Raw genomic sequence first — 21,007 nt, 5'->3', positions numbered from 1 at the left:
GCCGCTCGCGGCCTAACTGACCTGGCCTGATGGTCGGTGTCGCTCGCACGGTGAGGCGCTGAGAATCGCTCTCAGCGCCTCATTTCGGACGGCGACATCCAGAGGGGCGATGCTCATCATCGTCGCGGCACCGACACCAGCGGCGGGGGCGAGACCGGGAACGCGTCCTCGTCGTACGGGTTCGGCCAGGCTGGTGCTCATGATCCGTCACGATAGCGAGGACCCGTATGCGCCGTATCGAACACATGCCCCTCCCCGAGATCACCCGCGCCGTTCGCAACCCGAAGGAGCACGATCTCCCGGCCATCCGGAAGTCGGTCGAAGCGTTCGGCTGCACCCTCGCCGGGGAGCTGGACGAGCGCACCGGCCGCCTCGTCGCCGGGCACGGCCGACTCCACATCCTGGACGAGATGGCCGCCGAAGGGAATTCGCCGCCCGAAGGCGTGAAGGTCGGCGACGACGGCACGTGGCTGGTGCCCATCCTGCGCGGCTGGACGTCCCGGTCGCATGCGGACGCGGAGGCTTACCTGGTGGCGGCGAACCGGCTGACCGAGCGGGGCGGCTGGGATCACGGCATGCTCGCCGACATGCTCACGGACATCGGGGCGGCCGACGAGGCGCTGTTGGCCGCGGCCGGGTACACGAACGACGACCTAGCGGACCTGGACGAGCTGGTGCCCCGCGACCCCGAGCAGGCACCGCCGAACCCGGTCACGGGGTCGGGGCCGGCTGAGCGGGTGGAGCCGCCGACCGTGTGGGGCGTCGTCGTCACCTGCGACTCCGAGGCCGAGCAGGTCGAACTCCTGGAGCGGCTGTCCACCGAGGGACACGCGGTTCGAGCCCTCATGTAGGCCGATCGTTAACGTCTCGCTATGTTTCGGCGGTTGGTTCCCCGCCTGCCTGCTTGTCCTCCGCACCGTCGTCGGGCGCCTCGTCCCGTATCAGCGTCGTGTCGTCGGGGTCGGTCTCCGGACGCCAGCCCGATGGCCACATGTGATCGAGCTCCGGGTGCGTCACCCGCACTTCCCTCATGCTGGGGCGCAAGCCATGCGCGGTTGCGAGCCAGGTAAGGCCACCGAAGGTTGCGCCGCGGAAATCAGGGCCGCCGTAGATCCCTTGCCAGACCCCGGGCCCGGAAGAACGCCCGCACCTGGCTGGAGTTCGCGCGGGCCTACGCGGCCGTCCGGTGGCCGCACCAGGCGGCCAAATCCCGTAAGAGCACCGTCGAGGCCCTGGTCGCTGTCACGCCGACGTTGATCAATGACCCCAAGGGCAGATCCGATACCACGCTGTTGCGCCGCGCCCTGCGCAAGTATGTTTCTCCCCGCGGAGCGTCAGCCCGAGCTTGATGCCCAGGCCGCCGCCGCGTTGCGGTGGCTGGAGGCGGCCTCGCTGCCGATGATCGATCTTCAAGAGCCTCGCCATGCCCGCGCTGCCCTGGAAGTCCTCGCGGTGTGTCCAAACGGCAAGGCTGCCGCGCCTTCTACGTTCCGACGCAGCGGGTGGTGTTCCACCACCCCCCTGGAGTACGCCGTCGAACCCGGCGAACTCGACGCCAACCCGCTGGATCGCGTCAAGTGGAAACCGCGCAGGCCGAACAACGTTGTAGACCGGCGCGTAGTCGTCAATCCCCGCCAAGCACGGGAACTGCTGGTCGCCGTGACCTACATAGGGCGGACGCGCGGGCCAATGCTGGCGGGAATGTTCGCCTGCATGCGCACCGCTCCCGACGGACGCCTCTTCTACACCCGCGGCGGGGGCACGTTCTTGAGCGGCTCCTACCCCAAGGTGTGGCGGGAGGCCCGCCGCCTTGCGCTCACTCCGGAACAGTTCGATTCCCCGCTGGCTGGCCGCCCTACGACCTGAGGCACGCCGCAGTGTCGCTGTGGCTCAACGCCGGCGTGCACGCTCTCGAGGTCGCCGAGCGGGCCGGGCACAGCGTGAACGTGCTCCTGAAGATCTACGCCAAGTGCATAGACGACCAGCGCGAGGTCGCCAACCAACGCATCGAGAAAGCACTGGAGTCGTGATATTCAAGATGTCGCTACGGAATTCGTATGGAATGATCATGACGCGCCCCAGCCTTCCTCATCTTTCCTTGCAGGTCAGAGGGCAATTCCTGATACGAAACAACGACGCACTCGTTGACCGCCGCCAGAAAGTCCCAGAGCCGCTCGTCCGGCGCGCCCTGATCGCGGGCGCAGGCCAGGACCGCGCGGCGGGTCCGTACCAGACACTCCTCTTCGAACTCCACGCTGAGCAGCTCCATGGCTTCACTGTCGGTCGGCTGCCGCCCCGCGGTCAGTGCCGAAGGTCACAGCCCGGGCGCGGCCGCTAATCGTAGGGCTCGGCGGGCGCGGCCACCGGCTCGACGCGGGTGGCGGCCAGCTCGGGAACCGTCGTGCGCTTGGCCGGTGTCCACGTCCCGGTGACCCGTACCCAGGTGTCGGTCACCGGGGCGGGCGCGCCCGTCACGGCCACCTTCATCGTCAGGGCGTCGGCGGCGCAGCAGCCGATCCGCAGGCGCGCGACGTACCAGCCGCCCTGGTCCGGGGCCGGGACGACGAACCCGGTCAGCCGCACGGTCTTGCCCTTCAGCGAGCCGGGGTCGGCCCAGACGCGGCCGCCGAACTCGCTCATGCTCAGGTCGTTGACGCCGCCGCTGTTGAGCGGTGGCAGGCCGGCGTCCACGACGGACGGCGGGGGTGGGGCGGGGGCGTGCTCGGCTCGCTGAACGGCGTACGAGCCGAGGGCCGGCGGGGCCACGACGACGATCGCGGCGATCGGCACGGCGAGCAGCCATGCCACCCGGGCCCCGCCATGGTGCCCGGCGGGTGCCTCGGTAAGGAGCGGCGGCTCCGGACGGGGGGTGACGGCCGGCTCGCGGCCGAGGAGCCGGGCCAGGTGCAGCTCCTCCTCGAGGCCGGCCCCCGCGAGCGCCTCCCGGGGCGCCGGGCCGCGCCCGTGACGCCGCTCCCGCCCCAGGATCACCGCGCCCAGCACGGTCAGTACGGCGCCCGCCGCGATCAGCAGCGGCCGGAAGCCCGGCTTGACGTAGTTGGTGAAGTCCGCGGAGAAGGCGGAGATCTTCAGGAGCGCCCCGCCGAGCAGGAGCAGGAGCAGCCCCTGGGACAACCGGCTCACGCGGGCTCCTCGTACGGCTCCGCGGGCGGTTGGACGCCGATGACGTCGATCGCGGCGATGGCGGGCGGCTCGTACTCCGCCGGGATGCCGTCTTCCCACGGGATCCAGGTGCCGGTGACCCGTACCCAGGAGTCCTCGCGGGGAGCGGGCGCGCCTTCGACGGCCACCTCCAGGGCGAGCGCGTCGGCGGCGCAGCAGTTGATGCGCATCCTGGCGAGGTGCCAGCCGGTCTTCGACGCCACGACGAACCCGGTCAGCCGGACCCGCCTGCCGGCCAGTTCCCCGGCGGGGTCGTAGGCGCGGCCGATGAACTCGCCCAGCGACAGCTCCGTCACCTCGGCGGCGGGCAGTTCGGCGTGGGCGGTGGCGAGCGGGGGAGCGGCGGCGTGGCGGCGGGCCGCGTACGAGCCGAGCGCGGGCGGCGCGACCAGCACGATGGCGAACACCGGCGCCGCCAGCAGCCACGCCACCCGCGGGGCATGGCCGGGCCCGCGGCGGGCGGCCGACAGCAGACCGAGGACCACCAGCACCGCGCCCGCCGTCACGAGCATCGGCCGGAAGCCGGGCCTGACGTAGTTGACGTACATCGTGGAGAACGCCGACACGCTCAGCAGCGTCGCCCCCACGATCAGCAGCAGCCATCCCTGCGCCTGGCGGCTCACAGCAGCGCCCAGCCCGTCACGGCGCTGGCGGCGATCGCCAGCGCCAGCGTGAGCGGCACGAAGCGCCAGGTGAAGGCGCGGCCGAAGGTGCCGGCGTGCAACGCGATCAGTTTCAGGTCCACCATGGGCCCGACCACCAGGAACGTCAGCTTGGCCGTCGGGGAGAACGCCGTCAGCGACGCCGCCACGAAGGCGTCGGCCTCCGAGCAGATCGACAGCAGCACCGCCAGGAACGCCAGCACGAGCACCGACACCACCGGCACCCCGGCCACCGCGGTCAGCCACTCGCGCGGGATCGTCACGTTCAGCGTCGCCGCGGCCAGCGCGCCGACGACGAGGTAGCCGCCGGCGTGCATCAGATCGTGGCACATCGCGTCCAGGAAGGCGCCCCACCTGCCCTGCCCGGGATCGGCGGTACGGCGCGGCGCAGGCAGCCACGCGGCGCGCCCGAACCGCGCCCAGATCCAGCCCGCGAGCACCGCCACCGCCAGCGAGGCGGCGAACCGCGCCACCACCATGGCCGGGTCGCCGGGGAAGGCGACGGCGGTGGCCACCAGCACCACGGGGTTGATCGCAGGGGAGGCCAGCAGGAAGGCCAACGCCGCCGGCGCCGCCACGCCTCGCGCCATCAGCCCGGAGGCCACGGGCACCGACGCGCACTCGCATCCTGGCAGCACGGCCCCGGCCATTCCGGCCACCGGCACCGCGGCGTAGGTCCGCCGGGGGAGTGCCCGCGTCCAGAACGACGCGGGCACGAACGCGGTGATCGCCGCCGACAGGGCCACCCCCAGCACCAGGAACGGGATCGCCTGTACGCACACCGCCACGAACACCGTCGCCCACGTCCGCAGGGCCGGATCCGTCAGGTGCGGCGCCAGCAGGAACCTGCCCGCCACCAGCAGCCCGACCAGCACGAGGAACGCCCACGGCAGCCCGATGGTCCGCCCGGGTCGGTCTGTTGCGGTGGTCATCGCCCTCCCCGCCGTTTTCGGAGGGTTCAGTATGGCATGCGGGGCGACAACCGTTTTCATATCGCCGTATCCGGCCTGCCGCCACCGTTCGCGAGCCCGCTCCTCGGGTGAGCTCGACCAACTTCAGCGCCCGGCCGAGCGCCTCGGCGATCGCCCATGGCCTGAGCCCGTCGCCGGTCTTTCGTCCTGGAGCGCTAAGGGGCCCTTGCGGTCAGGCGGTGCCGTGCGGGTTGTCGATGACGTAGCGCCACTGGCCGTCGGCGCCGCGCCGCACGACGTCGGTGGCCGTGCCACTCAGGTCGACCTGGCTGCCGTCGCGGGCTGTGCCGCGCATCGACCAGTCGACGATGAGCAGCGCGATGTCCCCGGCGGCGTACACGTGGCGGGGACGGGCCTCGATCGGCAGCCCGAAGCTCTGCAGGTGCTGGTTGGCGGCCAGGCGCGCGGGGCCGGTGACGGGATGTCCCGGCATCGGTACGAGGACGGCGTCGTCCTCGTAGACATGGTCTACGGCGTGGGGGTCGCCGGAGTTCATGGCCGCGACGAAGCGGGCGGCGGTTTTGTCGTCCCCGCCCATGGAAATCTACTTTGTAAAGGCGCCGGTTTTTAAGAATTGCCTCCAGACAACAACGTCCCGCACACTCAAACCCGCACCAAAGAGACGTTCGTGCAGACCGGCCCCGCGCTGGGCGTCGCGATCACTTTCCGGTCGCGGTATCAGATCCCACCGGTACGCCGCGCTCCCTCGGGCAGGCCGAAGGGCAGATGGGGGCGGTAGGCAGCGATCTCGAGGAGGCGGTTGTACTTGGCGATCCGCTCGCCGCGAGCCGGTGCTCCCGACTTGAGCTGGCCACATCCCGAGGCCACCGCCAGATCGGCGATGAAGTCGTCGTGTGTCTCTCCGGAGCGGTGCGAGATCATCTGCGCGTACCCTCTGGTTTGGCAGAGTGAGATGGCCTGCAAGGTCTCGGTGACCGTGCCGATCTGGTTCGGTTTGATGAGCGCCGCGTTGCCGATTCCGTGCTCGATCGCCAACCTGATGATCGCCGGGTTGGTCGCGAACACGTCGTCTCCTACCAACTGGACCCGGTCGCCGAGTTCCTTGGTCAGCAGGCGCCACCCGTCTTCGTCGTCCTCGGCGAGGCCGTCCTCGATGCTCCAGATGGGATATTCCTCGGTCATGGCCGCGTAGCGCTTGATCAGCTCCGATGACGACATCCGGGCGTCACCCACGCGGTAGGAGCCGTCCGGTTCGCGAAACCGCGAGGCGGCCGGATCGAGGGCGATGGCCACACCGTGCAGGCCGGGGGTGTGGCCCGCGTCCTCGATCGCCGCGACGAGCAGTGCCAAGGCGTCCTCCGGATCGGCGAGTTGGGGCGCGAAGCCGCCTTCGTCCCCGAGCGACGTCACACGGCCCTCTTTGGCCAGACGGCGGTGCAAGGCGGCGTAGACCTCCGCTCCGATGCGTACGGCCTCGCTCATCGACGCGGCGCCCAGGGGCGCGATCATGAACTCTTGGAAGTCCATGGCATTGTCCGCATGGACGCCGCCGTTGAGTACGTTGAAATGCGGGACGGGTAGCCGCGGGTGGACGTCGTGCGGGGTGAAGGCGGTGAGGTACTCGTAGAGTGATCCGCCTTCCCAGTGCGCCAGCGCGCGGGTCAGGGCCATCGATACACCGACGAGCGCGTTGGCCCCCAGGCGTGACTTGTCGCGTGTCCCGTCCAGTTCGATCATCGCCTGGTCGACCTCGGCCAGGGAGATCCATGTGCAATGCTCCAGCATGAGGGCGATCTCTCCGTTGATGGAGCCCACCGCACGCAGGACGCCCGCCCCGCCGTAGCGGCCGCTGTCGCCGTCGCGCAGTTCGACCGCCTCACGGCTTCCCGTGGACGCGCCCGAGGGGACTCCGGCCCAGCCGGTCGCGCCGTTGGCCAGGGTGAGGTGAACCGACAGCGTGGGCCGGCCCCGCGAGTCCAGGATCTCCACCGCGCTCATGTTGATGATCGCGAATTTGCTCATGTGGTCCTCCCGCAGGTCTTGGAACGGTGTTGTCTCCGACGTGGTCGCAGCCGGTCCGGCAGTGTTCAACTGCCATCGTCGGACGGCTTCGATGAGACGACCGTGAGAACGCCGCGCCACTCGCGGCCTGATGGAGCGCGGGGGAGGAGCATCGTGAATCCATGGGCGACCTGCGTGACGGACCGTGAATCATCCGGCAGGTGCCCGAGCCGGGACCGGCCCGCACGCGTCGCGCCCATGCTCGCGATGGCGGTGGGCGGGGCCATGAAGTGAGCCAGGCGCAGCGTCTCGCCACTGAAAGGTCGAGTAGGTGGTCAGCGCTCCGCGGAATCCGGCTCGGGGCCGCGATCACCGTGGCGCGGGACGCCGGTAGGAGCTGATACGGTGAGAGGCGTGATGATCTTGCTGATCATGCACCTTGCCGCCGCAGCCGTCTGGTTCGGCGCGATGGCCTACAGCCTCGCCGTGGTCCAGCCTAAGATCTCTCGCTTCTTTCCGACCCCGTCGGCCCGCGAGGAGTTCCTGCTTCTCCTGGCCCAGGGTAACCGCTGGAAGGTCGCGCCTCTCATCGGCTTCCTCGCACTCAGCGGCCTAGCGCTCGGCCTGGCCGTACCCGCCGTGCTCTATCTGGCCGCCGGAGTGGTCTTCGGTAACGTCTCGTGGCGCCATTGGCCGGCCCGGCTCTTCGCGCTCCCCGAGGAACTGCCCGGCTACCAGCGGCGCCTGCGGCTCCAGGCCTGGACCATGCTCGGGCTGGTCGGCACCGCGTTCGTGTTCGCGCTGGCGGCGCGCGTAGAGGTGTGAAACCGGCCTGCCGGCATGGCCGCAGGCCGTGCTGCCCGGCACTGCGGTGTGAGTGTGGTGGCGGCTCAACCGGCCTCGGGATCGGCGGACGCTTCCTCGATCGGGAACAGGATCGGGCTGAGCAGGTATTGGGCGCGATCGGGCGTGGCTTGATTGGTCAGTCTTGGCGCTATCGCGCTGCGTAGTTCGCTGATCAGCTCCAGGAGCTCGTCTTGGCTGAGCCAGGCAGCATGCTGTCGGTAGCCGACGAGGTCTGCCACCGGGTCGGCGCCATCTCGGTCGAGGTAGGCGTTGAATTCGGCGAGCAGGGTGGCCATCGCTGTGGCGAACCCGCGCCGATGATCGTCGAGTGTCAGGGACGCGATCGTGTCGGCGTCGATCGTGGCCCGGTCCTGGCGCAGTCGGTATCGGCGCTCCACCGCGCCGCGCACTCGCTGCTCGTCGGCCACCTCCAGGATTCCCCCGGCTGCGAGCAGGTCGACGTGCCGGTAAACGGTGGCCTTCGAGACGTCAGAGATCCGAGCGCATAGCTGGGACGTCGTCAGCATCCGCCCTCCGCGCATGGCGTGCACGACTCGCAGCCGGATCGGATGGCCCAGAAGCTCCAACACGTTCATCTCCATACGATCTCATATCATGCTACCTTTCTCAAAAATCGAGAAAGGTAGGGGCCGGGATGACGACAGGCACCGAGCCGGCGGCGATCGCCGTCGCGATCGTTGAGATGGCGCAGCAGGGACGATTCGCCGAGATCGAACACCTCTTCGCTCCACCGCTGCGAGCGTTGATCAACGCCGAGGTGCTGCAGGTGGCCTGGGTGGCCGAGATGGGTAAAAGGGGACCGGTGTCCGCCGTCGGAGAGCCGGTGAGCGAGCAGGCCGGGGCGGGGCTTGTCCGCGTGAGTGTTCCGGTGACCTGCGAGCGCGGGGCATTGACCGTGGTGGTAGCCGTTGACCACGACGGCATGCTGCACGACCTGCTGTTAGCCGCGGCTGCAGCGCCTTGGGCGCCGCCGCCGTACGCCGACCCGAGGACCTTCGACGAGCACGACGTCATGATCGGTGACGGACCTCTCGCTGTGCCCGGCACGATGAGCCTGCCGCATGGGCCCGGCCCGCGACCAGGCGTCGTGTTGCTCAGCGGGGGAGGCCCCTTCGACCGCGACGCCACCAGCGGAGCCAACAAACCACTCAAGGATCTCGCCTGGGGGCTGGCCGGCCGCGGTGTTGCGGTGTTGCGGTTCGACAAGGTGACCTACGCCCACAGCGGCCAGGTGGCGAACGCGGCCGGCTTCACGATGGCCGACGAATACGTGCCGCACGCGGTGGCCGCCGTTCACCTGCTCCAGCGGCAGCCGGGTGTGGACCCCGCCCGCGTCTTCGTTCTCGGCCACAGCATGGGCGGCAAGGTCGCCCCTCGGGTCGCGGCAGCCGAGCCGTCCGTCGCCGGTTTGGTGATCATGGCTGGCGATACGCAGCCGATGCACCAGGCCGCCGTCCGCGTCGTCCGTTACCTCGCCTCGCTGGATCCCGGCCCGGCGGTGGAGGCCGCCGTCGAGGCGATCACGCGGCAGGCTGCGATGGTCGCCGGTCCTGACCTGTCACCGTCGACGCCGACCGAAGCTCTGCTGTTCGGCTGGCCGGCGGCGTACTGGCTGGATCTGCGCGACTACGACCCGGTCGCGACCGCGGCGGCCCTGGACAGGCCGATGTTCATCCTCCAGGGCGGCCGTGACTATCAAGTGACCGTCACGGACGACCTGCCGGGATGGAAGGCGGGTCTCGCTCATCGGCCGGATGTCACGATCCGCGTCTACGACGCCGACAACCACCTGTTCTTTCCCGGCACGGGGCCGTCCACGCCGGCGGAATACGAGCCCGCGCAACACGTGGACCCGAACGTCGTCGCCGACATCGCCGAGTGGCTGAGGCGTGACCACGCGAATATCGTTTGACGGTTCGCGGCGTCAAGGGCCTCACCGGCTGACACGCAGAGATCGGGCTCCCTCGCCTGCGCCGCGCTCGGCTGGACCTGACTCGACCCCGGCGCCGGGTTCGTCATCGCAGCCCTCGCCGTCATGGAGGGTGTCGCGCGCGCAGCGGCCGTAGCCGGTGAGACCGAGTTGGGCCCGCTCGCCTTCGATGGCAACGTCGATGGAGCCGGAGAAGTGATGTTCTTGGAAGGCCGGCCTGTTTGGCTAACGGCCTTGCGAATCTCTGGAGGCAAGGCGGGCGGTCAGGCCCTGGAGTACGCATGCGAGTCATCGCGCTGGTCGTCAAGCTCGCCTACGACCAGTTCGCGTAGTGGCCATGACAACCTCATCAGGGCTGCGCCTACCGAGATCCGGTCCGCCTCGGGGGCAGCCAGGATCAGACCGTCGACCGTGAGCGGGACCAGCCGGGCCGCCACGCCGGATTCCCCCTGCGACCGCACGGGCCCGTCTGGAGTCGTGATCACGTGGCTGGGAAAGGATTGGACGGGATGATGCTCGGGCTTGTAGCTTGCAGTTGATCGTGACACCGCCCGAGGAGGTGAGACCCATGAACGCTGTATCGATGTGGGTGCTCCCTCTTCCCGTCACGGTCGGGCGATTGAGGTAGGTGTCGCCGGGAGCGCCTCGCCAACAAGGCACTCCCGAAAGGCAACACCTATGCACTCTCAGCAGGTCACCGCCGAGCCGCCGTCGAACGACAGGGTCGAGCGTGACTCCACGGTGGGCGACGTCCCCGGAGTTCTCTGGTCGCCGGCCTCCGGCGCCGATCGCGCGCCCCTCATCTTCGATGTGATCATTGCCGGGTGCGGGCCGACCGGTGCGATGCTGGCCGCCGAACTGCGGCTGCACGATGTGCGGGTACTCGTTCTGGAGAAGGAGACCGAGCCCAAGTCGTTCGTCCGCATAGTCGGTCTGCATATTCGCAGTCTCGAGCTGATGGCGATGCGCGGACTGCTGGAGCGCATTCTCCAGCATGGAAGACAGCGTCCGGCCGGCGGTTTCTTCGCCGCCATCCCCAAACCCGCGCCCAAGGGCCTGGATTCCGCGTACGCCTATCTGCTGGGCATCCCGCAGCCGGTAATCGAACATTTGCTCGAAGAACATGCGATCGCACTGGGCGCGCAGGTCCGGCGCGGTTGTGCGGTGGCCGGTTTCGAGCAGGACGACGATGGTGTGACCGTCGAGCTGGCCGACGGGGAACAGCTGCGTTCGCGCTACCTCGTCGGCTGTGACGGCGGGCGCAGTACGGTGCGCAAACTGCTCGGTGTCGGCTTCCCCGGCGAGGCCTCACGGACCGAGACGCTGATGGGCGAGATGGAAGTGGGCGTGCCGCAGGAGGAGATCACCGCCAAGGTGACCGAAATCCGCGAGACCCATCAGCCATTCTGGCTCCGGCCCTTCGGCGAAGGAGTTTATAGCGTCGTAGTCCCCGCCGCGGGAGTCAGCGACCGCGCGGAACCGCCCACCCTCGAGGATTTCAAACAACAGTTGCGCACCATCGCCCGGAACCGATTTCGGCGTGCACTCCCCGCGCTGGTTGTCCCGCTTCGGGGATGCCACCCGGCTAGCCGAACGTTATCGGGTCGGGCGGGTGCTGCTGGCCGGCGACGCGGCACACGTTCATCCACCCATCGGTGGACAGGGCCTCAACCTGGGCGTTCAGGACGCATTCAACCTCGGTTGGAAACTGGCCGCACAGATCCGCGGCTGGGCCCCGGAAACACTGCTGGACACCTATCAGGCCGAACGTCATCCGGTCGCCGAGGACGTGCTGGACAACACCCGCGCCCAGATGGAACTGCTGTCGACCGAACCGGGCCCGCAGGCCGTGCGCAGGCTGCTCACCGAACTGATGGACTTCGACGAGGTGAACCGCTATCTGATCGAGAAGATCACCGCGATCGGCATCCGCTACGACTTCGGCGAAGGCCCCGACCTGCTCGGCCGCCGCCTGCGCGACATCGACGTGAAACAGGGCCACCTCTACGGTCTGCTGCATCGCGGCCGCGGTCTGCTGCTGGACCGCACCGAACGCCTGACCGCCGGCGGCTGGTCAGACCGGGTCGATTACCTCGCGGATCCCACTGCGGTACTGGATGTTCCGTGCGTCCTGCTACGTCCCGACGGCCACGTCGCCTGGATCGGCGACGATCAGCAGGACCTGGACGACCACCTCTCCCGCTGGTTCGGCAAGCCCGCCGACTGATTTCGCCTGAGCAGTGGTCATCCCGCATATACGTGGCGAGATGGCGAGCAGATCTGCGGAGCTGTCGGCCAGGAACTGGGAGTGGTCGGCGTTCTCGTCGGACATCCACTGCCCGCTGGCATGGCGGAAAATGGCCATGCCAGCGTCGGTAGCCAGTCGTGCTGTCCGGGTCTCGACCAGGGCCCCGGCGAGTCTGATGTTCGTGTCGGCCTGATGCGGTGAAGGTCTGTGTGTGGCGGGGTGTCTGGTGTGAGGTGTCTGGTTTGACAAGCGGGCACGGTCTTTCAAGATCGAAAGCGCCGAGTTGACCCGGCTTGACGTTGGCTTCACTGCCGTCGCGCACCCGCTCATCCCCGACAGCGTTGCCGGCCTGGACTTCGCCCTCACCGCCCTGTTCGCCGTCGTGGCCCTCGACGCGATCCGGGACCGGCGCGACGACGCTGGCGGCCCTGGCCGTCACCATCGGTCTGCACCTGTGGCGCCGCAACGCCCTTTTGAGCATCCTTGGCGGCGCCACCGTCCCCGTGGTCCTCGCCAGCGCTTTTTCGCACACTGACCCGGCCACCTGCCCACGCCCACCGGCAGGGCAGCAGGCCCGGGGTGGACAGCGGGACCGGCGTACCTCCGGGCGCCGGATCAAGGCGGCGGCTTTCCCAGGCAGAAATCGTTGCGCGAGCCCGGAAGGACGCCGGCCTCCTCGTAGATCCTGATCGCCTGCGCGGACGGACCGTGCCCGCGCGCCGGGTCAATAGGTCTGAGCCGCTCACCATTTTTGAAGGTTCGCCCCATGGATTGGGCGCTACCACGGCGAAAGTTTCAACAATGGGTTCAACGATACCGTTGAAGGCGTGATTACTGGCATCAAGGACACCGCCCATGCCGTCGAGGTCGCCGCCGTCATGAGGCTGCTCCCGGCCCGGCCGCGGCTGCTCGCCCTGGGCGAGCCCACCCACGGCGAGGACATTCTGCTCGACCTGCGCAACGAGCTCTTCCGGCAGCTCGTCGAGCAGGAGGGCTACCGGTCGATCGCGATCGAGAGCGACTGCGTGATGGGCCTGGTCGTGGACGACTACGTCACCGCGGGCAAGGGCACCCTCGACGAGGTCATGGAGCGCGGTTTCAGCCACGGGTTCGGCGCGTCGGCGGCCAATCGCGAGCTCGTGCGCTGGATGCGCGACTACAACGACGGCCGGCCCGCGTCCGAGCGGCTGCGCTTCGCCGGTTTCGACGGCCCTCTGGAGATGACCGGCGCCGCGAGCCCCCGGCAGGCCCTCACCGCACTCCACGGCTACCTCGCGGCTTGGGTGGAGGCGGACCTGCTCCCCTGCACCGTGGAAACGCTCGAACGCCTGCTCGGCGCCGACGACCGGTGGATCGACCCCGCCGCGGTCATGGACCCGTCCCGGTCCGTGGGGCGGTCGGCCGAGGCCAGGCAGCTGCGGCTGCTCGCCGACGATCTGGTGGCGCTGCTCGACGCGCAGACGCCGCACCTGATCGCGGCGTCCTCGCGGGACGACTGGGACCGGGCGCGCCTGTACGGGCGCACCGCCACCGGCCTGCTGCGCTACCACTTCTGGATGGCCGACACCTCACCGGGCCGCGTGACGCGGATGATGGGCCTGCGGGATTCGATGATGGCCGCCAACCTTCTCGCCGTCGCCGAGCGGGGCCCGGCGCTGGCCCACGCCCACAACCGCCATCTCCAGCGGGACAAGAGCACGATGCGGCTGGGCAACCTGCCGCTGGAGTGGTGGAGCGCCGGCGCGATCGTCAGCGCCCACCTGGGGGAGGGGTACGCCTTCCTGGCCACGGCCCTCGGCACGATCCGGCACCAGGGAGTGGACGCCCCGCCCCCGGACACCGTCGAAGGGCTCCTGTACGCGCTCCCGGAGGACCGCTACGTCGTCGACGCCCGCCGGATGGCCGCCGCCCTCGGCGACACGCGTCCCGCCCCCCGCGTGTCCCCCTACTACGGCTACTTCCCGCTGGACCCGGCCCACCTGGCCGAGAACGACGGGATCGTGTTCGTCAAGGACGTCCCGCGGAGCTAAGGCGTCAACTACCACCGGCTGAAGCCGGTCCGGACAGGCCTGCGAGGTGTAGGCCGGGTCGACCAGGACGAAGGCGACCCCGGCGCGCGCGGCCTTGTAGCGGGTGAACGCGATCTGCTGGGCGAAGGCTCAGTTGTGCAGGGTGCGCCGCTGGAGCCGGTGAGCCCTTACCCGGCCGCGGATGCCCTGCAACTCTTCCAGGGCGATCCCTTGGCCGGTGCGTTCGGCTTCGCGTACCACGTACTTGCTGATGCGGAGCGTGGGGGTCAGGGTTCCGCGTGCCGGTCGAGGCCCAGCGTGGCGATGAGGTCTTCGTGGAGCTCGAACCAGACACGATGGCAGGAGTCGACGTCGGTGCGGTCGACCCAGGTGCCCTCCCCGGCTCGGGCGCGCGCCAGGGCTGTGGTGAATCGTGTGTCGTATCCGCGGAAGCGGGTGAGGACGCTGCCGAGCCGGTCTGCGAGTGGCGTGAGTGCGCGGTCGATCCCGGCGAGCTCGTGGAGGACTCTGGCGTCCCAGGCGGGATCGGAGTGGTCGTTGACGGCGAGCCGATCGCCTGCCGTGGGCCGGAGTTGCCAGTCGGTGCAGGCTCGTAGCAGGAGGGCGTTCAGCGGGAGGAACTCGCGGTAGACGTCACGGACCTGGTCGGCACCGCCGACGCCTGCGAGCTCGGCCGCGAGCTGGCGCTCGTTCTCGGCCCGGCCCTGCTCGGTCAACGACCAACCTCCGGCGCCGGCGAAGGCGGTGTGCTCAACCCAGCCACGTGCCTCGGCGTCGACCAGCACCTCTTTCGTCTCGGCCGCGTTGAGGCCGTACCGATGAGCGATCACCGGGGTGTCCGCGAACCCGGTGATGCGCACGGCGTGCAGGACCAGGAGGGCGGGCGGAGAGTCTGGCGTCACGAGTCGGCGTCCTGTCGTGCTGTCAGGCGGGTGTAGTGCTGCTGGCACGCCTGCGGGGAGTTGAATCCCATCGCCTGCGCCATCTGTGCCCAGGTCAGTCCTGCGCTCCGGGCTATGAACAGCAGGGCGGATTCGAGTCCTTCGACCTCGGCGCGTGCGGCGGGCAGCAGGGCGAGCGCGCTCAGGATGTCCTCCGGGTCCAGGTCGGCGCTGCGCCAGACGGCGAACTGCGCGAGGTCGACCGCCGACGGCGGGGCGGGCGAGGGCCGCCACGGGCGGGCGTCGAGCGCATCTGCGCCCACGCTCATCAGACGCTCACGAGCGTCCTGCTCACGGCGAGCCTCGACGTGGTCAGCGTGCACGCCGTGAGCGATGTCCTGCTTGCGTGGCATGGCTCTCATGATGCACAATCAACAAATTGTTGTCAACTATATGTTGAAAGGTAGGGTGGATGATCGTACCCCTCATGGAGGCTGCCGCCGATACCTGCGGGGGCAAGGCCGGCGCACTCGGCGCGTTGCTCCGCGCGGGTCTGCCGGTTCCCGACGGCTTCGTCGTCTCGTTCGCCGTTTACCTCGCCGCTGTCCGCGACCTGGACCTCGGGCCGTTCGCCGGCGAGTCGGACGATCTTGACGCAACGCGACAGGCGATCGAGTCCCGCCCGGTCCACGCCACCGTGATCGATGCGCTGGGACGCGCACTCGACGAGCTCGGCGATCCGCCCGTGGCGGTAAGATCATCGGCGGCAAATGAAGACACCGGTCAGGCATCGGCGGCCGGTCAGCACGAGAGCTTTCTCGCTGTGCACGGAGTCAGCGAGGTCGCCGATGCCGTACGTGCCTGCTGGGCCTCGCTTTTCTCTCCCCGTGCCATCGGCTACCGGGGTGCCTCCGGCCGCGACCACCAGCCGTCCGATGATCTTGCGATGGCCGTCATCGTCCAACGCCATCTGGATGCCGAGGTATCCGGGGTCATGTTCACACCCGCGGACCCGGACGACGCGACCCAGATCGAGGCGTCCTGGGGCCTCGGCCCCAGCATCGTCGGGGGCACGGTCACCCCTGACGCCTACCGCGTCGCCGAGGACGGGTCGGTCACACGCACCGTCGCAGACAAACGGATCCGCCTTGACCGGCGCGGCACGCAGCTCGTCATTCGCGACGTGCCCACCCGTACCCGGAACCAGCCGACGATCGACGACGCGACCGCCACACAGCTGGCCGAGCTGGGCAAGGAGATCGCTGCCGTACTCGGTGGACCGCAGGACATCGAGTGGGCGATCGTCGGCGGCCGCATCTGGGTTCTGCAAGCACGGCCGGTCACCGCCGCACCCCCACCACCACCACCACCACCATCGCCTTCCGGCGCCTCGGATGCCCAAGCCGCCACACTCACCGGAACACCAGGCAGCCACGGGACCGTGACCGGCACCGCGAGGATCGTCCGCGGTCCCCGCGACTTCGCGCGCGTGCACCCGGGCGACATCCTCGTCTGCCCCTTCACCGACCCCGCTTGGACGCCGCTGCTGCGCATCGCCGCCGGCGTCGTCACCGAAACCGGAGGCGTGCTCTCCCACGCCGCGATCGTCGCTCGCGAGCACGCCATCCCCGCCGTCCTCGGCATCCCGAACGCGACGAGCAGGCTCCACGACGACACCATCATCACCATCGACGGCACCACCGGCACCGTCACGGCGGCAAACGCGTGATTGATCACTTCCGTCCCAGGCCGGGAGTCATTGCCAGAAGCCGCACGCGGCCGAACCCCCACCTACGAATCGGAAGGAGATGGGGACGGGTCCGCACGGACACCGCGCCCTGACTACTCATGACAACGCGACACCTCTACCTGGCACGCCACGGCGCGGCCAACGCGTTTGGGGAGCTCACCGACATCGGGCGCCGGCAGGCGGGCCTGCTGGGCGAACGGCTCGCCGGCGTACCGGTCGACGCCGTGTGGCACTCTCCGCTACCACGCGCCGTCGCGAGCGCGCACGAACTCGCCCGGCATCTACCGAACGTGCCCGTGACTGAGGCCGCCGAACTCGTCGACCACGTGCCCTACGTTCCCCATGCGGCCGAAACACCCGCGTCATGGGCCGGCTTCTTCGACGGCTACGACGACACCGAGGCAGCCTCGGGCCAGAAGCTCGCCGAGGCCCTGATCGCCCGGTTCGCGAAGGTCCCCGGCACGACCACGAACGGGACCCAGCCCGACACACACGAGGTCCTGGTGACGCACGCCTACCAGATCGCGTGGCTGGTGCGGCACGCACTGGATGCGCCGCCATCCCGGTGGCTCGGACTGAACAGCGCCAACACCGCACTGACGGTCATCGAGTACCGCAACGGCCTGCCGCCCACGATCGTGATGTTCAACGACATGAGCCACCTCCCGCCCGACCTGCGCTGGACCGGGTTCCCCAAAGGCATGAGGCCGTGAGGTGGCTCCTGCTGTTCGTACGCGCTCCCCGGCCGCTGAGGGGGATGGGACCGGATTTCGGCGGTAGTGCTGACGCTGTACAGGCCGAGATCGCTTGACAACCCCGAGATAACGATGGTCAGGCGTGCAACCGGATGCGGCAGGGCCGCCACTGCGTGCCCTGCCGGATGCCTTCCGTCAGGTGCAGGGGCTCGCGGACCAATTGATGTAGCCGGTGACCCTGCCCCAGGTCACGACCTCACCATTGCAGTGTTCTGTCTTGACCCCGACCAACTTGGTGCGCGCGGAGTCGGAGAAGTACTGGGTGTTGCACATGTAGCCGGCCCTGCAGGCAGGGGCGGCCTGTGCGCCGGCCGGTACGGCCGCGAGAGCGGCGGTGGCCAAGGCCGCGACGGCCAGTACGCGACGGATCATGAATCGTCCTTCCAGATCGCGGGGGAATGGTGGGAATCAGCTACAGGGGTTTCGGACCAGTCCTTGTGTACGGTGCGCACGCCCCAGTCGTGGCAGGAGCCGTCGCAACCCTCGAAGCGGCCGCCGGCCACCTGGGTGCCGGTGCTGTCGGAGTAGTACGTGGTGACGCGGTGAAGAAGCCCCGCCGGAGACAGATGCTCGGTCAGAAGCAGGAACGCTCGGAGAAGGTCTGGTAGGGACCGCGTACGCCCCAGGTACGGGTGGTTCCGTCGCAGTCCTCCTGCTTGCCGCCGACGGCGTTGGTGCGGGCGGAGTCGGAGTAGTACGTGGTGGTGCAGTAGTGGTCGATCCTGCAGGGCCTGGCATGCGCCGGGCCGGATGGCAGGACGACGAGGGCGGTGGCGGCCAGGGCGGCGGCGACGAGCGCGCGACGGATCATCAATGGTCCTTCCTGGGCACGAAACAACACAAAGGTCCCGCGACTTCATGGGCGGCCCAACCGCTGATCGAAATGATCCGTCCTGTAGGCAGAAAACGCAAGAGGGACTCATGTTCCACCACGCCCCGTAGAACAACGATCACGTTTATTGCATTTGTCGCGACATATCCGCTACGCCGGACCGTCCACCGTGAATCCCGCCGGCCACCCGCAGCGCTACGGCTCGACCTCAGCCAAGCGACTCCCTCACGTCCCCGATATTCCGGAACGCTAAATATTGATTTTCGGACCCGAGCCCGATGAGCTTCTTGTCCGGGTATTCGAAGTCGGCCCCCGCCCACGACAAATGGGAATCGGTGACACGGAGGGCTGCCATCAGTGGGCGACAGGATCTGATATCGCGAACGCTCGCCGGCCGTGGACCAGGAATTCACGTACTGCTGGACCATGCGTGCTCTTCCAGGTCAACGCCAGCCTGGCGGGCGCCTCGACGTCGTCGATGACGCGGGCGGTGAGCCGGTCGCGGTAATGCGCGGCCATCGACTCGCTGAGGATGGCGACGCCGAGCCCGCGGCTGGCCAGGTCGGCGATGGCGTCCGCGGCGCTGGCCTGGAGCGCGATCACCGGCCGGCGGCCGTGCGCCGCGCAGGCCTGGTCGAACACCGTGCGCAGGCCGGTCCCGGGTGGCATGCACACGATCGGGTAGGCGTCCAACTCGCGCAGCGTGACCCGCCGCAGGTCCGCCAGGGGGTGTCCGGCCGGTACCGCCGCGACGAGCCGCTCACTGATGATCGTCATCGCGTCCAGCCCGTCCGGGGCGGCGGTCGCCGTCCCGATGAGGGCCAGGTCGATCGTGCCGGCGCGGACGCCTTCCACGAGCCAGTCGGAGTTGCCCTCCAGCAGCGAGATCTCCACCCCGGGATGCGCCCTGTGGAACGCGGCGAGGGCGTCGAACAGCGGCGTGATGGTGCAGCCGATGACCATGCCGACGGTGAGCCGGCCCCGGATCAGGTCGGTGACCTCGCCCACCGCCTGGCCGACCGCCGCAGCGGCGGCGAGTGTGGCGCGGGCATGTTCGAGCGCGGCCTTTCCCGCGACGGTGAGGGTGGCGGTCCGCGCCGACCGGTCGAACAACTCGGTGCCGAGCTCACGTTCCAGCTGGCGGATCTGGGCGCTGACGCCTGACTGGCTGATGTGCACCCGATCGGCCGCCCGGGTGAAGTTCCGCTCCTCGGCGACCGCGACGAAGTATTCCAGCTGCCGCAATTCCATAACTACAGATTCTAGTTCCGATCAGAACAAGCTGTTGGACTTCTGAACTGGCTGGCACCACCCTGGAAGAGACCTCAGAACCAGCCACAGAAGGAACTCATGTACGAGAAGGCCATGCGCCCCGAAGACCTCACCCGCCTGTTCGTCGAGCGGTCCAACGCCGGCGACGCGGCAGGAGTCGCCGCGCTCTACGAAGAGGACGCGGTGATGGCCTACCCGCCGGGCAGCCAGACGACGGGCCGGGAAGCGATCCGTGCGCTGTGGGAGAAGGTGCTGGCCAACCGCCCCCACTTCGAGCACGAAGACCCGCTGCCGACGCTGATCAGCGGCGACATCGCCCTCACGTCGACCCCGCCCAAGGACGGCGCCGGCGCCCGCGCCCAGGTCGTCCGCCGCCAGCCCGACGGCAGCTGGCTACGCCTGCTCGACCAGCCCGAATTCGTCCCCGTCACCCAGGCGCCCTGATCATCGCCGACCACGCTCACAGATCCCGGCCTGGCCACCGTATGGAGGCCAGTACACGCTCAGCAGACGAGGACGGTCATGCGTCTGAGTCAGCCGGGAAAGCACAAAGGCGCCCGCAAGGCGGGGGTCTTTGTGTGCTGTCAGCCGTGCGGGCCGGTGTCGCCGGGGCGTGAGCGCGTCGCGGCGACAGGTCTGCAGAGTTCAACATGCGGGACTTGACAGAGAAGATGTCCACGGAAACCACCAGCCGCTCCGGACCGACGATCTCGGTCGGCAAGGCGGCGTTGAAACCGCCGGAGCTTCTGCGGCAGGATCATCGGATCGGCTCGCAGATGACGACTGGAATCTCCCGTTCGGTCCATGCCTGATACCGATCGAAGTCGGCGTACATCGCCACCAGCCGGGGCCACAATTCGGCCCGTTCGGCCGGGTCGGCGGTGCGGGCCCGCATCCTCCTGACGTCACGTCTGATCTGCACGGTGACCTCCGGGGCGGCCTGCAGATTGAGGTACCAGAGCGGATTGTTCGGCAGCCCGCCCTGTGAGGCGGCCAGGATCACCCGGTCACCGTCGATCAGATGGAGCAGCGGAAGTGTCCGCGGTAGCCCGCTCTTGCGTCCCTTCGTGGTGAGCAGGCACATGGGCACACCGCGCGGAAAAGCGCTGCCGATGCGCCACGTGCCACCGATCCGGCCGCCTGTGGCGCGGTAGACGGCGACATTGAGCCGCGACACCACTTTGATGATCTTTGGCACCAGCCTGGAGTCCAGGCCCTGTGGCCGGTTGAAGCCCGGGGTGGTGGGTTCGGCGTCGGTCATCTCATCTCCCGTTCTGTGGGCACACGACACAACGGCAGGCGCCCGTTTGACGTCAGCGCGAAAGCCGTGGACGGACGCGGGCCCGGTCGGCTCCAACCGGTGAGGCAAGCGCGGGCCCGGAGGCCGCTTTACGTTCAGATGCGACAAAGTCCAGAAAGTGAGACTATGTCTCATAGTGAACCGGAGGGCCCCCACAACCGCAAGAGGCGAGCCACCGCCGCCCGCATCGCCGCCTCGGCCGCCGAGCGCGTCTCCGAACGGGGACTCACAGGCACCACCGTCGACCGCATCGCCGACGATGCCCGCGTGTCCTCACGCCACCTTCTTCCGGTCGGCGCACCGGCGGTACCGGGCTCTGTTCTCCCGGTAGCGGTCTGCTGCCACGCAGACGGCCGCGCCGCAA

Annotated in this window: 25 protein-coding genes and 2 pseudogenes; 11 read left to right on the top strand and 16 right to left on the bottom strand. The window is 69.0% G+C overall.

What is annotated here, in order from left to right; genetic code table 11:
- The first annotated feature begins 227 nt into the window (after positions 1–227).
- Positions 228–851, top strand: a complete 624-nt coding sequence (locus tag ACTMTI_RS47995; protein WP_441127560.1) for a hypothetical protein — start codon at positions 228–230, stop codon at positions 849–851.
- A gap of 19 nt (positions 852–870) precedes the next feature.
- On the opposite strand, the gene ACTMTI_RS47990 is transcribed toward ACTMTI_RS47995, so the two are convergent.
- Positions 871–1,023 carry a hypothetical protein gene (locus ACTMTI_RS47990; protein WP_441127559.1) on the bottom strand — a complete coding sequence of 51 codons (153 nt, stop codon included), beginning with the start codon at positions 1,021–1,023 and terminating at the stop codon, positions 871–873.
- Positions 1,024–1,314: 291 nt separating this feature from the next.
- Between ACTMTI_RS47990 and ACTMTI_RS47985 the strand changes: the two genes are divergently transcribed.
- Positions 1,315–1,866 (top strand): hypothetical protein, encoded by a 552-nt coding sequence (locus tag ACTMTI_RS47985; RefSeq protein ID WP_441127558.1) that lies wholly within the window; start codon positions 1,315–1,317, stop codon positions 1,864–1,866.
- 11 nt (positions 1,867–1,877) lie between these two features.
- Positions 1,878–2,030 (top strand): hypothetical protein, encoded by a 153-nt coding sequence (locus tag ACTMTI_RS47980; protein WP_441127557.1) that lies wholly within the window; start codon positions 1,878–1,880, stop codon positions 2,028–2,030.
- Positions 2,031–2,044: 14 nt separating this feature from the next.
- Here ACTMTI_RS47980 and ACTMTI_RS47975 read toward each other — a convergent pair whose 3' ends face one another.
- The 6 genes from ACTMTI_RS47975 to eno form a co-directional block, all read right to left on the bottom strand.
- Positions 2,045–2,269, bottom strand: a complete 225-nt coding sequence (locus ACTMTI_RS47975) for a hypothetical protein (RefSeq protein WP_441127556.1) — start codon at positions 2,267–2,269, stop codon at positions 2,045–2,047.
- A gap of 65 nt (positions 2,270–2,334) precedes the next feature.
- Positions 2,335–3,144 carry a TIGR03943 family putative permease subunit gene (locus ACTMTI_RS47970; protein WP_441127555.1) on the bottom strand — a complete coding sequence of 270 codons (810 nt, stop codon included), beginning with the start codon at positions 3,142–3,144 and terminating at the stop codon, positions 2,335–2,337.
- Positions 3,141–3,806 (bottom strand): TIGR03943 family putative permease subunit, encoded by a 666-nt coding sequence (locus ACTMTI_RS47965; protein ID WP_441127554.1) that lies wholly within the window; start codon positions 3,804–3,806, stop codon positions 3,141–3,143. Before ACTMTI_RS47965 ends, ACTMTI_RS47970 begins: the two co-directional genes overlap by 4 nt.
- Positions 3,803–4,777: a permease gene (locus tag ACTMTI_RS47960; protein WP_441127553.1), complete on the bottom strand. Its 975-nt coding sequence runs from the start codon at positions 4,775–4,777 to the stop codon at positions 3,803–3,805. Before ACTMTI_RS47960 ends, ACTMTI_RS47965 begins: the two co-directional genes overlap by 4 nt.
- A 211-nt stretch (positions 4,778–4,988) precedes the next feature.
- Positions 4,989–5,354 carry a YybH family protein gene (locus ACTMTI_RS47955; RefSeq protein WP_441127552.1) on the bottom strand — a complete coding sequence of 122 codons (366 nt, stop codon included), beginning with the start codon at positions 5,352–5,354 and terminating at the stop codon, positions 4,989–4,991.
- A gap of 140 nt (positions 5,355–5,494) precedes the next feature.
- Positions 5,495–6,799 (bottom strand): phosphopyruvate hydratase, encoded by a 1,305-nt coding sequence (eno, locus tag ACTMTI_RS47950; RefSeq protein WP_441127551.1) that lies wholly within the window; start codon positions 6,797–6,799, stop codon positions 5,495–5,497.
- A 393-nt stretch (positions 6,800–7,192) separates the two neighbouring features.
- Here eno and ACTMTI_RS47945 point away from each other — a divergent pair, with 393 nt between their 5' ends.
- A complete protein-coding gene (locus ACTMTI_RS47945; protein ID WP_441127550.1) occupies positions 7,193–7,603 on the top strand; it encodes a hypothetical protein in 411 nt (136 codons plus the stop codon).
- Positions 7,604–7,668: 65 nt separating this feature from the next.
- On the opposite strand, the gene ACTMTI_RS47940 is transcribed toward ACTMTI_RS47945, so the two are convergent.
- Positions 7,669–8,214 carry a helix-turn-helix domain-containing protein gene (locus ACTMTI_RS47940; RefSeq protein WP_441127549.1) on the bottom strand — a complete coding sequence of 182 codons (546 nt, stop codon included), beginning with the start codon at positions 8,212–8,214 and terminating at the stop codon, positions 7,669–7,671.
- Positions 8,215–8,279: 65 nt separating this feature from the next.
- Here ACTMTI_RS47940 and ACTMTI_RS47935 point away from each other — a divergent pair, with 65 nt between their 5' ends.
- The 4 genes and pseudogenes from ACTMTI_RS47935 (at position 8,280) to ACTMTI_RS47920 (ending at position 13,853) form a co-directional block, all read left to right on the top strand.
- Positions 8,280–9,557, top strand: coding sequence for a serine aminopeptidase domain-containing protein (locus ACTMTI_RS47935; RefSeq protein WP_441127548.1), 1,278 nt, complete (start codon positions 8,280–8,282; stop codon positions 9,555–9,557).
- An 819-nt stretch (positions 9,558–10,376) separates the two neighbouring features.
- Positions 10,377–11,802 (top strand): annotated as a pseudogene (gene rox / locus ACTMTI_RS47930) (rifampin monooxygenase).
- A gap of 314 nt (positions 11,803–12,116) precedes the next feature.
- Entirely contained in the window at positions 12,117–12,512 is a 396-nt protein-coding gene (locus ACTMTI_RS47925) for an AzlD domain-containing protein (protein ID WP_441127547.1), read from the top strand.
- A gap of 138 nt (positions 12,513–12,650) precedes the next feature.
- Entirely contained in the window at positions 12,651–13,853 is a 1,203-nt protein-coding gene (locus ACTMTI_RS47920; RefSeq protein ID WP_441127546.1) for an erythromycin esterase family protein, read from the top strand.
- 39 nt (positions 13,854–13,892) lie between these two features.
- On the opposite strand, the pseudogene ACTMTI_RS47915 reads toward ACTMTI_RS47920, so the two are convergent.
- The 3 genes and pseudogenes from ACTMTI_RS47915 to ACTMTI_RS47905 form a co-directional block, all read right to left on the bottom strand.
- Positions 13,893–13,967, bottom strand: a pseudogene (locus tag ACTMTI_RS47915) (zinc ribbon domain-containing protein); the annotation flags it as partial.
- A 152-nt stretch (positions 13,968–14,119) separates the two neighbouring features.
- On the bottom strand, positions 14,120–14,755 hold the full coding sequence (locus ACTMTI_RS47910; RefSeq protein ID WP_441127545.1) for a transcriptional regulator: 636 nt from the start codon (positions 14,753–14,755) through the stop codon (positions 14,120–14,122).
- Positions 14,752–15,147, bottom strand: coding sequence for a DNA-binding protein (locus ACTMTI_RS47905; RefSeq protein WP_441127544.1), 396 nt, complete (start codon positions 15,145–15,147; stop codon positions 14,752–14,754). Before ACTMTI_RS47905 ends, ACTMTI_RS47910 begins: the two co-directional genes overlap by 4 nt.
- A gap of 59 nt (positions 15,148–15,206) precedes the next feature.
- Between ACTMTI_RS47905 and ACTMTI_RS47900 the strand changes: the two genes are divergently transcribed.
- A complete protein-coding gene (locus ACTMTI_RS47900; protein ID WP_441127543.1) occupies positions 15,207–16,463 on the top strand; it encodes a PEP/pyruvate-binding domain-containing protein in 1,257 nt (418 codons plus the stop codon).
- A gap of 119 nt (positions 16,464–16,582) precedes the next feature.
- A complete protein-coding gene (locus tag ACTMTI_RS47895; RefSeq protein ID WP_441127542.1) occupies positions 16,583–17,197 on the top strand; it encodes a histidine phosphatase family protein in 615 nt (204 codons plus the stop codon).
- A 177-nt stretch (positions 17,198–17,374) separates the two neighbouring features.
- Here ACTMTI_RS47895 and ACTMTI_RS47890 read toward each other — a convergent pair whose 3' ends face one another.
- The 4 genes from ACTMTI_RS47890 to ACTMTI_RS47875 form a co-directional block, all read right to left on the bottom strand.
- A complete protein-coding gene (locus ACTMTI_RS47890; RefSeq protein WP_441127541.1) occupies positions 17,375–17,611 on the bottom strand; it encodes a DUF6289 family protein in 237 nt (78 codons plus the stop codon).
- Positions 17,608–17,805 carry a DUF6289 family protein gene (locus tag ACTMTI_RS47885; RefSeq protein WP_441127625.1) on the bottom strand — a complete coding sequence of 66 codons (198 nt, stop codon included), beginning with the start codon at positions 17,803–17,805 and terminating at the stop codon, positions 17,608–17,610. Before ACTMTI_RS47885 ends, ACTMTI_RS47890 begins: the two co-directional genes overlap by 4 nt.
- Before the next feature lie 8 nt (positions 17,806–17,813).
- Complete coding sequence (locus tag ACTMTI_RS47880) at positions 17,814–18,050, bottom strand: DUF6289 family protein (RefSeq protein ID WP_441127540.1); 237 nt, start codon at positions 18,048–18,050, stop codon at positions 17,814–17,816.
- Positions 18,051–18,425: 375 nt separating this feature from the next.
- A complete protein-coding gene (locus ACTMTI_RS47875) occupies positions 18,426–19,322 on the bottom strand; it encodes a LysR family transcriptional regulator (RefSeq protein ID WP_441127539.1) in 897 nt (298 codons plus the stop codon).
- 99 nt (positions 19,323–19,421) lie between these two features.
- Between ACTMTI_RS47875 and ACTMTI_RS47870 the strand changes: the two genes are divergently transcribed.
- Positions 19,422–19,787, top strand: coding sequence for a YybH family protein (locus tag ACTMTI_RS47870; protein WP_441127538.1), 366 nt, complete (start codon positions 19,422–19,424; stop codon positions 19,785–19,787).
- 313 nt (positions 19,788–20,100) lie between these two features.
- Here the strand turns inward: ACTMTI_RS47870 and ACTMTI_RS47865 are convergent, their stop codons facing one another.
- Entirely contained in the window at positions 20,101–20,604 is a 504-nt protein-coding gene (locus ACTMTI_RS47865) for a nitroreductase family deazaflavin-dependent oxidoreductase (protein WP_441127537.1), read from the bottom strand.
- Between the last annotated feature and the right edge of the window lie 403 nt (positions 20,605–21,007).

It is taken from the genome of Nonomuraea sp. H19 (assembly GCF_052068215.1).
In the GTDB taxonomy this organism is placed as follows: Bacteria; Actinomycetota; Actinomycetes; order Streptosporangiales; family Streptosporangiaceae; genus Nonomuraea.
Note: the sequence above shows the minus strand (reverse complement) of the source record. Positions and strands in the feature narration are given on the sequence as shown.

What these genes read in the sequence shown, in the direction of transcription:
- ACTMTI_RS47995 (WP_441127560.1), top strand. Translation starts at nt 228, where the DNA reads ATGCGCCGTATCGAACACATGCCCCTCCCCGAGATCACCCGCGCCGTT.
- ACTMTI_RS47985 (WP_441127558.1), top strand. Translation starts at nt 1,315, where the DNA reads ATGTTTCTCCCCGCGGAGCGTCAGCCCGAGCTTGATGCCCAGGCCGCC.
- ACTMTI_RS47975 (WP_441127556.1), bottom strand. Translation starts at nt 2,269, where the DNA reads ATGGAGCTGCTCAGCGTGGAGTTCGAAGAGGAGTGTCTGGTACGGACC.
- ACTMTI_RS47960 (WP_441127553.1), bottom strand. Translation starts at nt 4,777, where the DNA reads ATGACCACCGCAACAGACCGACCCGGGCGGACCATCGGGCTGCCGTGG.
- ACTMTI_RS47955 (WP_441127552.1), bottom strand. Translation starts at nt 5,354, where the DNA reads ATGGGCGGGGACGACAAAACCGCCGCCCGCTTCGTCGCGGCCATGAAC.
- eno (WP_441127551.1), bottom strand. Translation starts at nt 6,799, where the DNA reads ATGAGCAAATTCGCGATCATCAACATGAGCGCGGTGGAGATCCTGGAC.
- ACTMTI_RS47935 (WP_441127548.1), top strand. Translation starts at nt 8,280, where the DNA reads ATGACGACAGGCACCGAGCCGGCGGCGATCGCCGTCGCGATCGTTGAG.
- ACTMTI_RS47905 (WP_441127544.1), bottom strand. Translation starts at nt 15,147, where the DNA reads ATGCCACGCAAGCAGGACATCGCTCACGGCGTGCACGCTGACCACGTC.
- ACTMTI_RS47900 (WP_441127543.1), top strand. Translation starts at nt 15,207, where the DNA reads ATGATCGTACCCCTCATGGAGGCTGCCGCCGATACCTGCGGGGGCAAG.
- ACTMTI_RS47895 (WP_441127542.1), top strand. Translation starts at nt 16,583, where the DNA reads ATGACAACGCGACACCTCTACCTGGCACGCCACGGCGCGGCCAACGCG.
- ACTMTI_RS47890 (WP_441127541.1), bottom strand. Translation starts at nt 17,611, where the DNA reads ATGATCCGTCGCGTACTGGCCGTCGCGGCCTTGGCCACCGCCGCTCTC.
- ACTMTI_RS47880 (WP_441127540.1), bottom strand. Translation starts at nt 18,050, where the DNA reads ATGATCCGTCGCGCGCTCGTCGCCGCCGCCCTGGCCGCCACCGCCCTC.
- ACTMTI_RS47875 (WP_441127539.1), bottom strand. Translation starts at nt 19,322, where the DNA reads ATGGAATTGCGGCAGCTGGAATACTTCGTCGCGGTCGCCGAGGAGCGG.
- ACTMTI_RS47870 (WP_441127538.1), top strand. Translation starts at nt 19,422, where the DNA reads ATGTACGAGAAGGCCATGCGCCCCGAAGACCTCACCCGCCTGTTCGTC.
- ACTMTI_RS47865 (WP_441127537.1), bottom strand. Translation starts at nt 20,604, where the DNA reads ATGACCGACGCCGAACCCACCACCCCGGGCTTCAACCGGCCACAGGGC.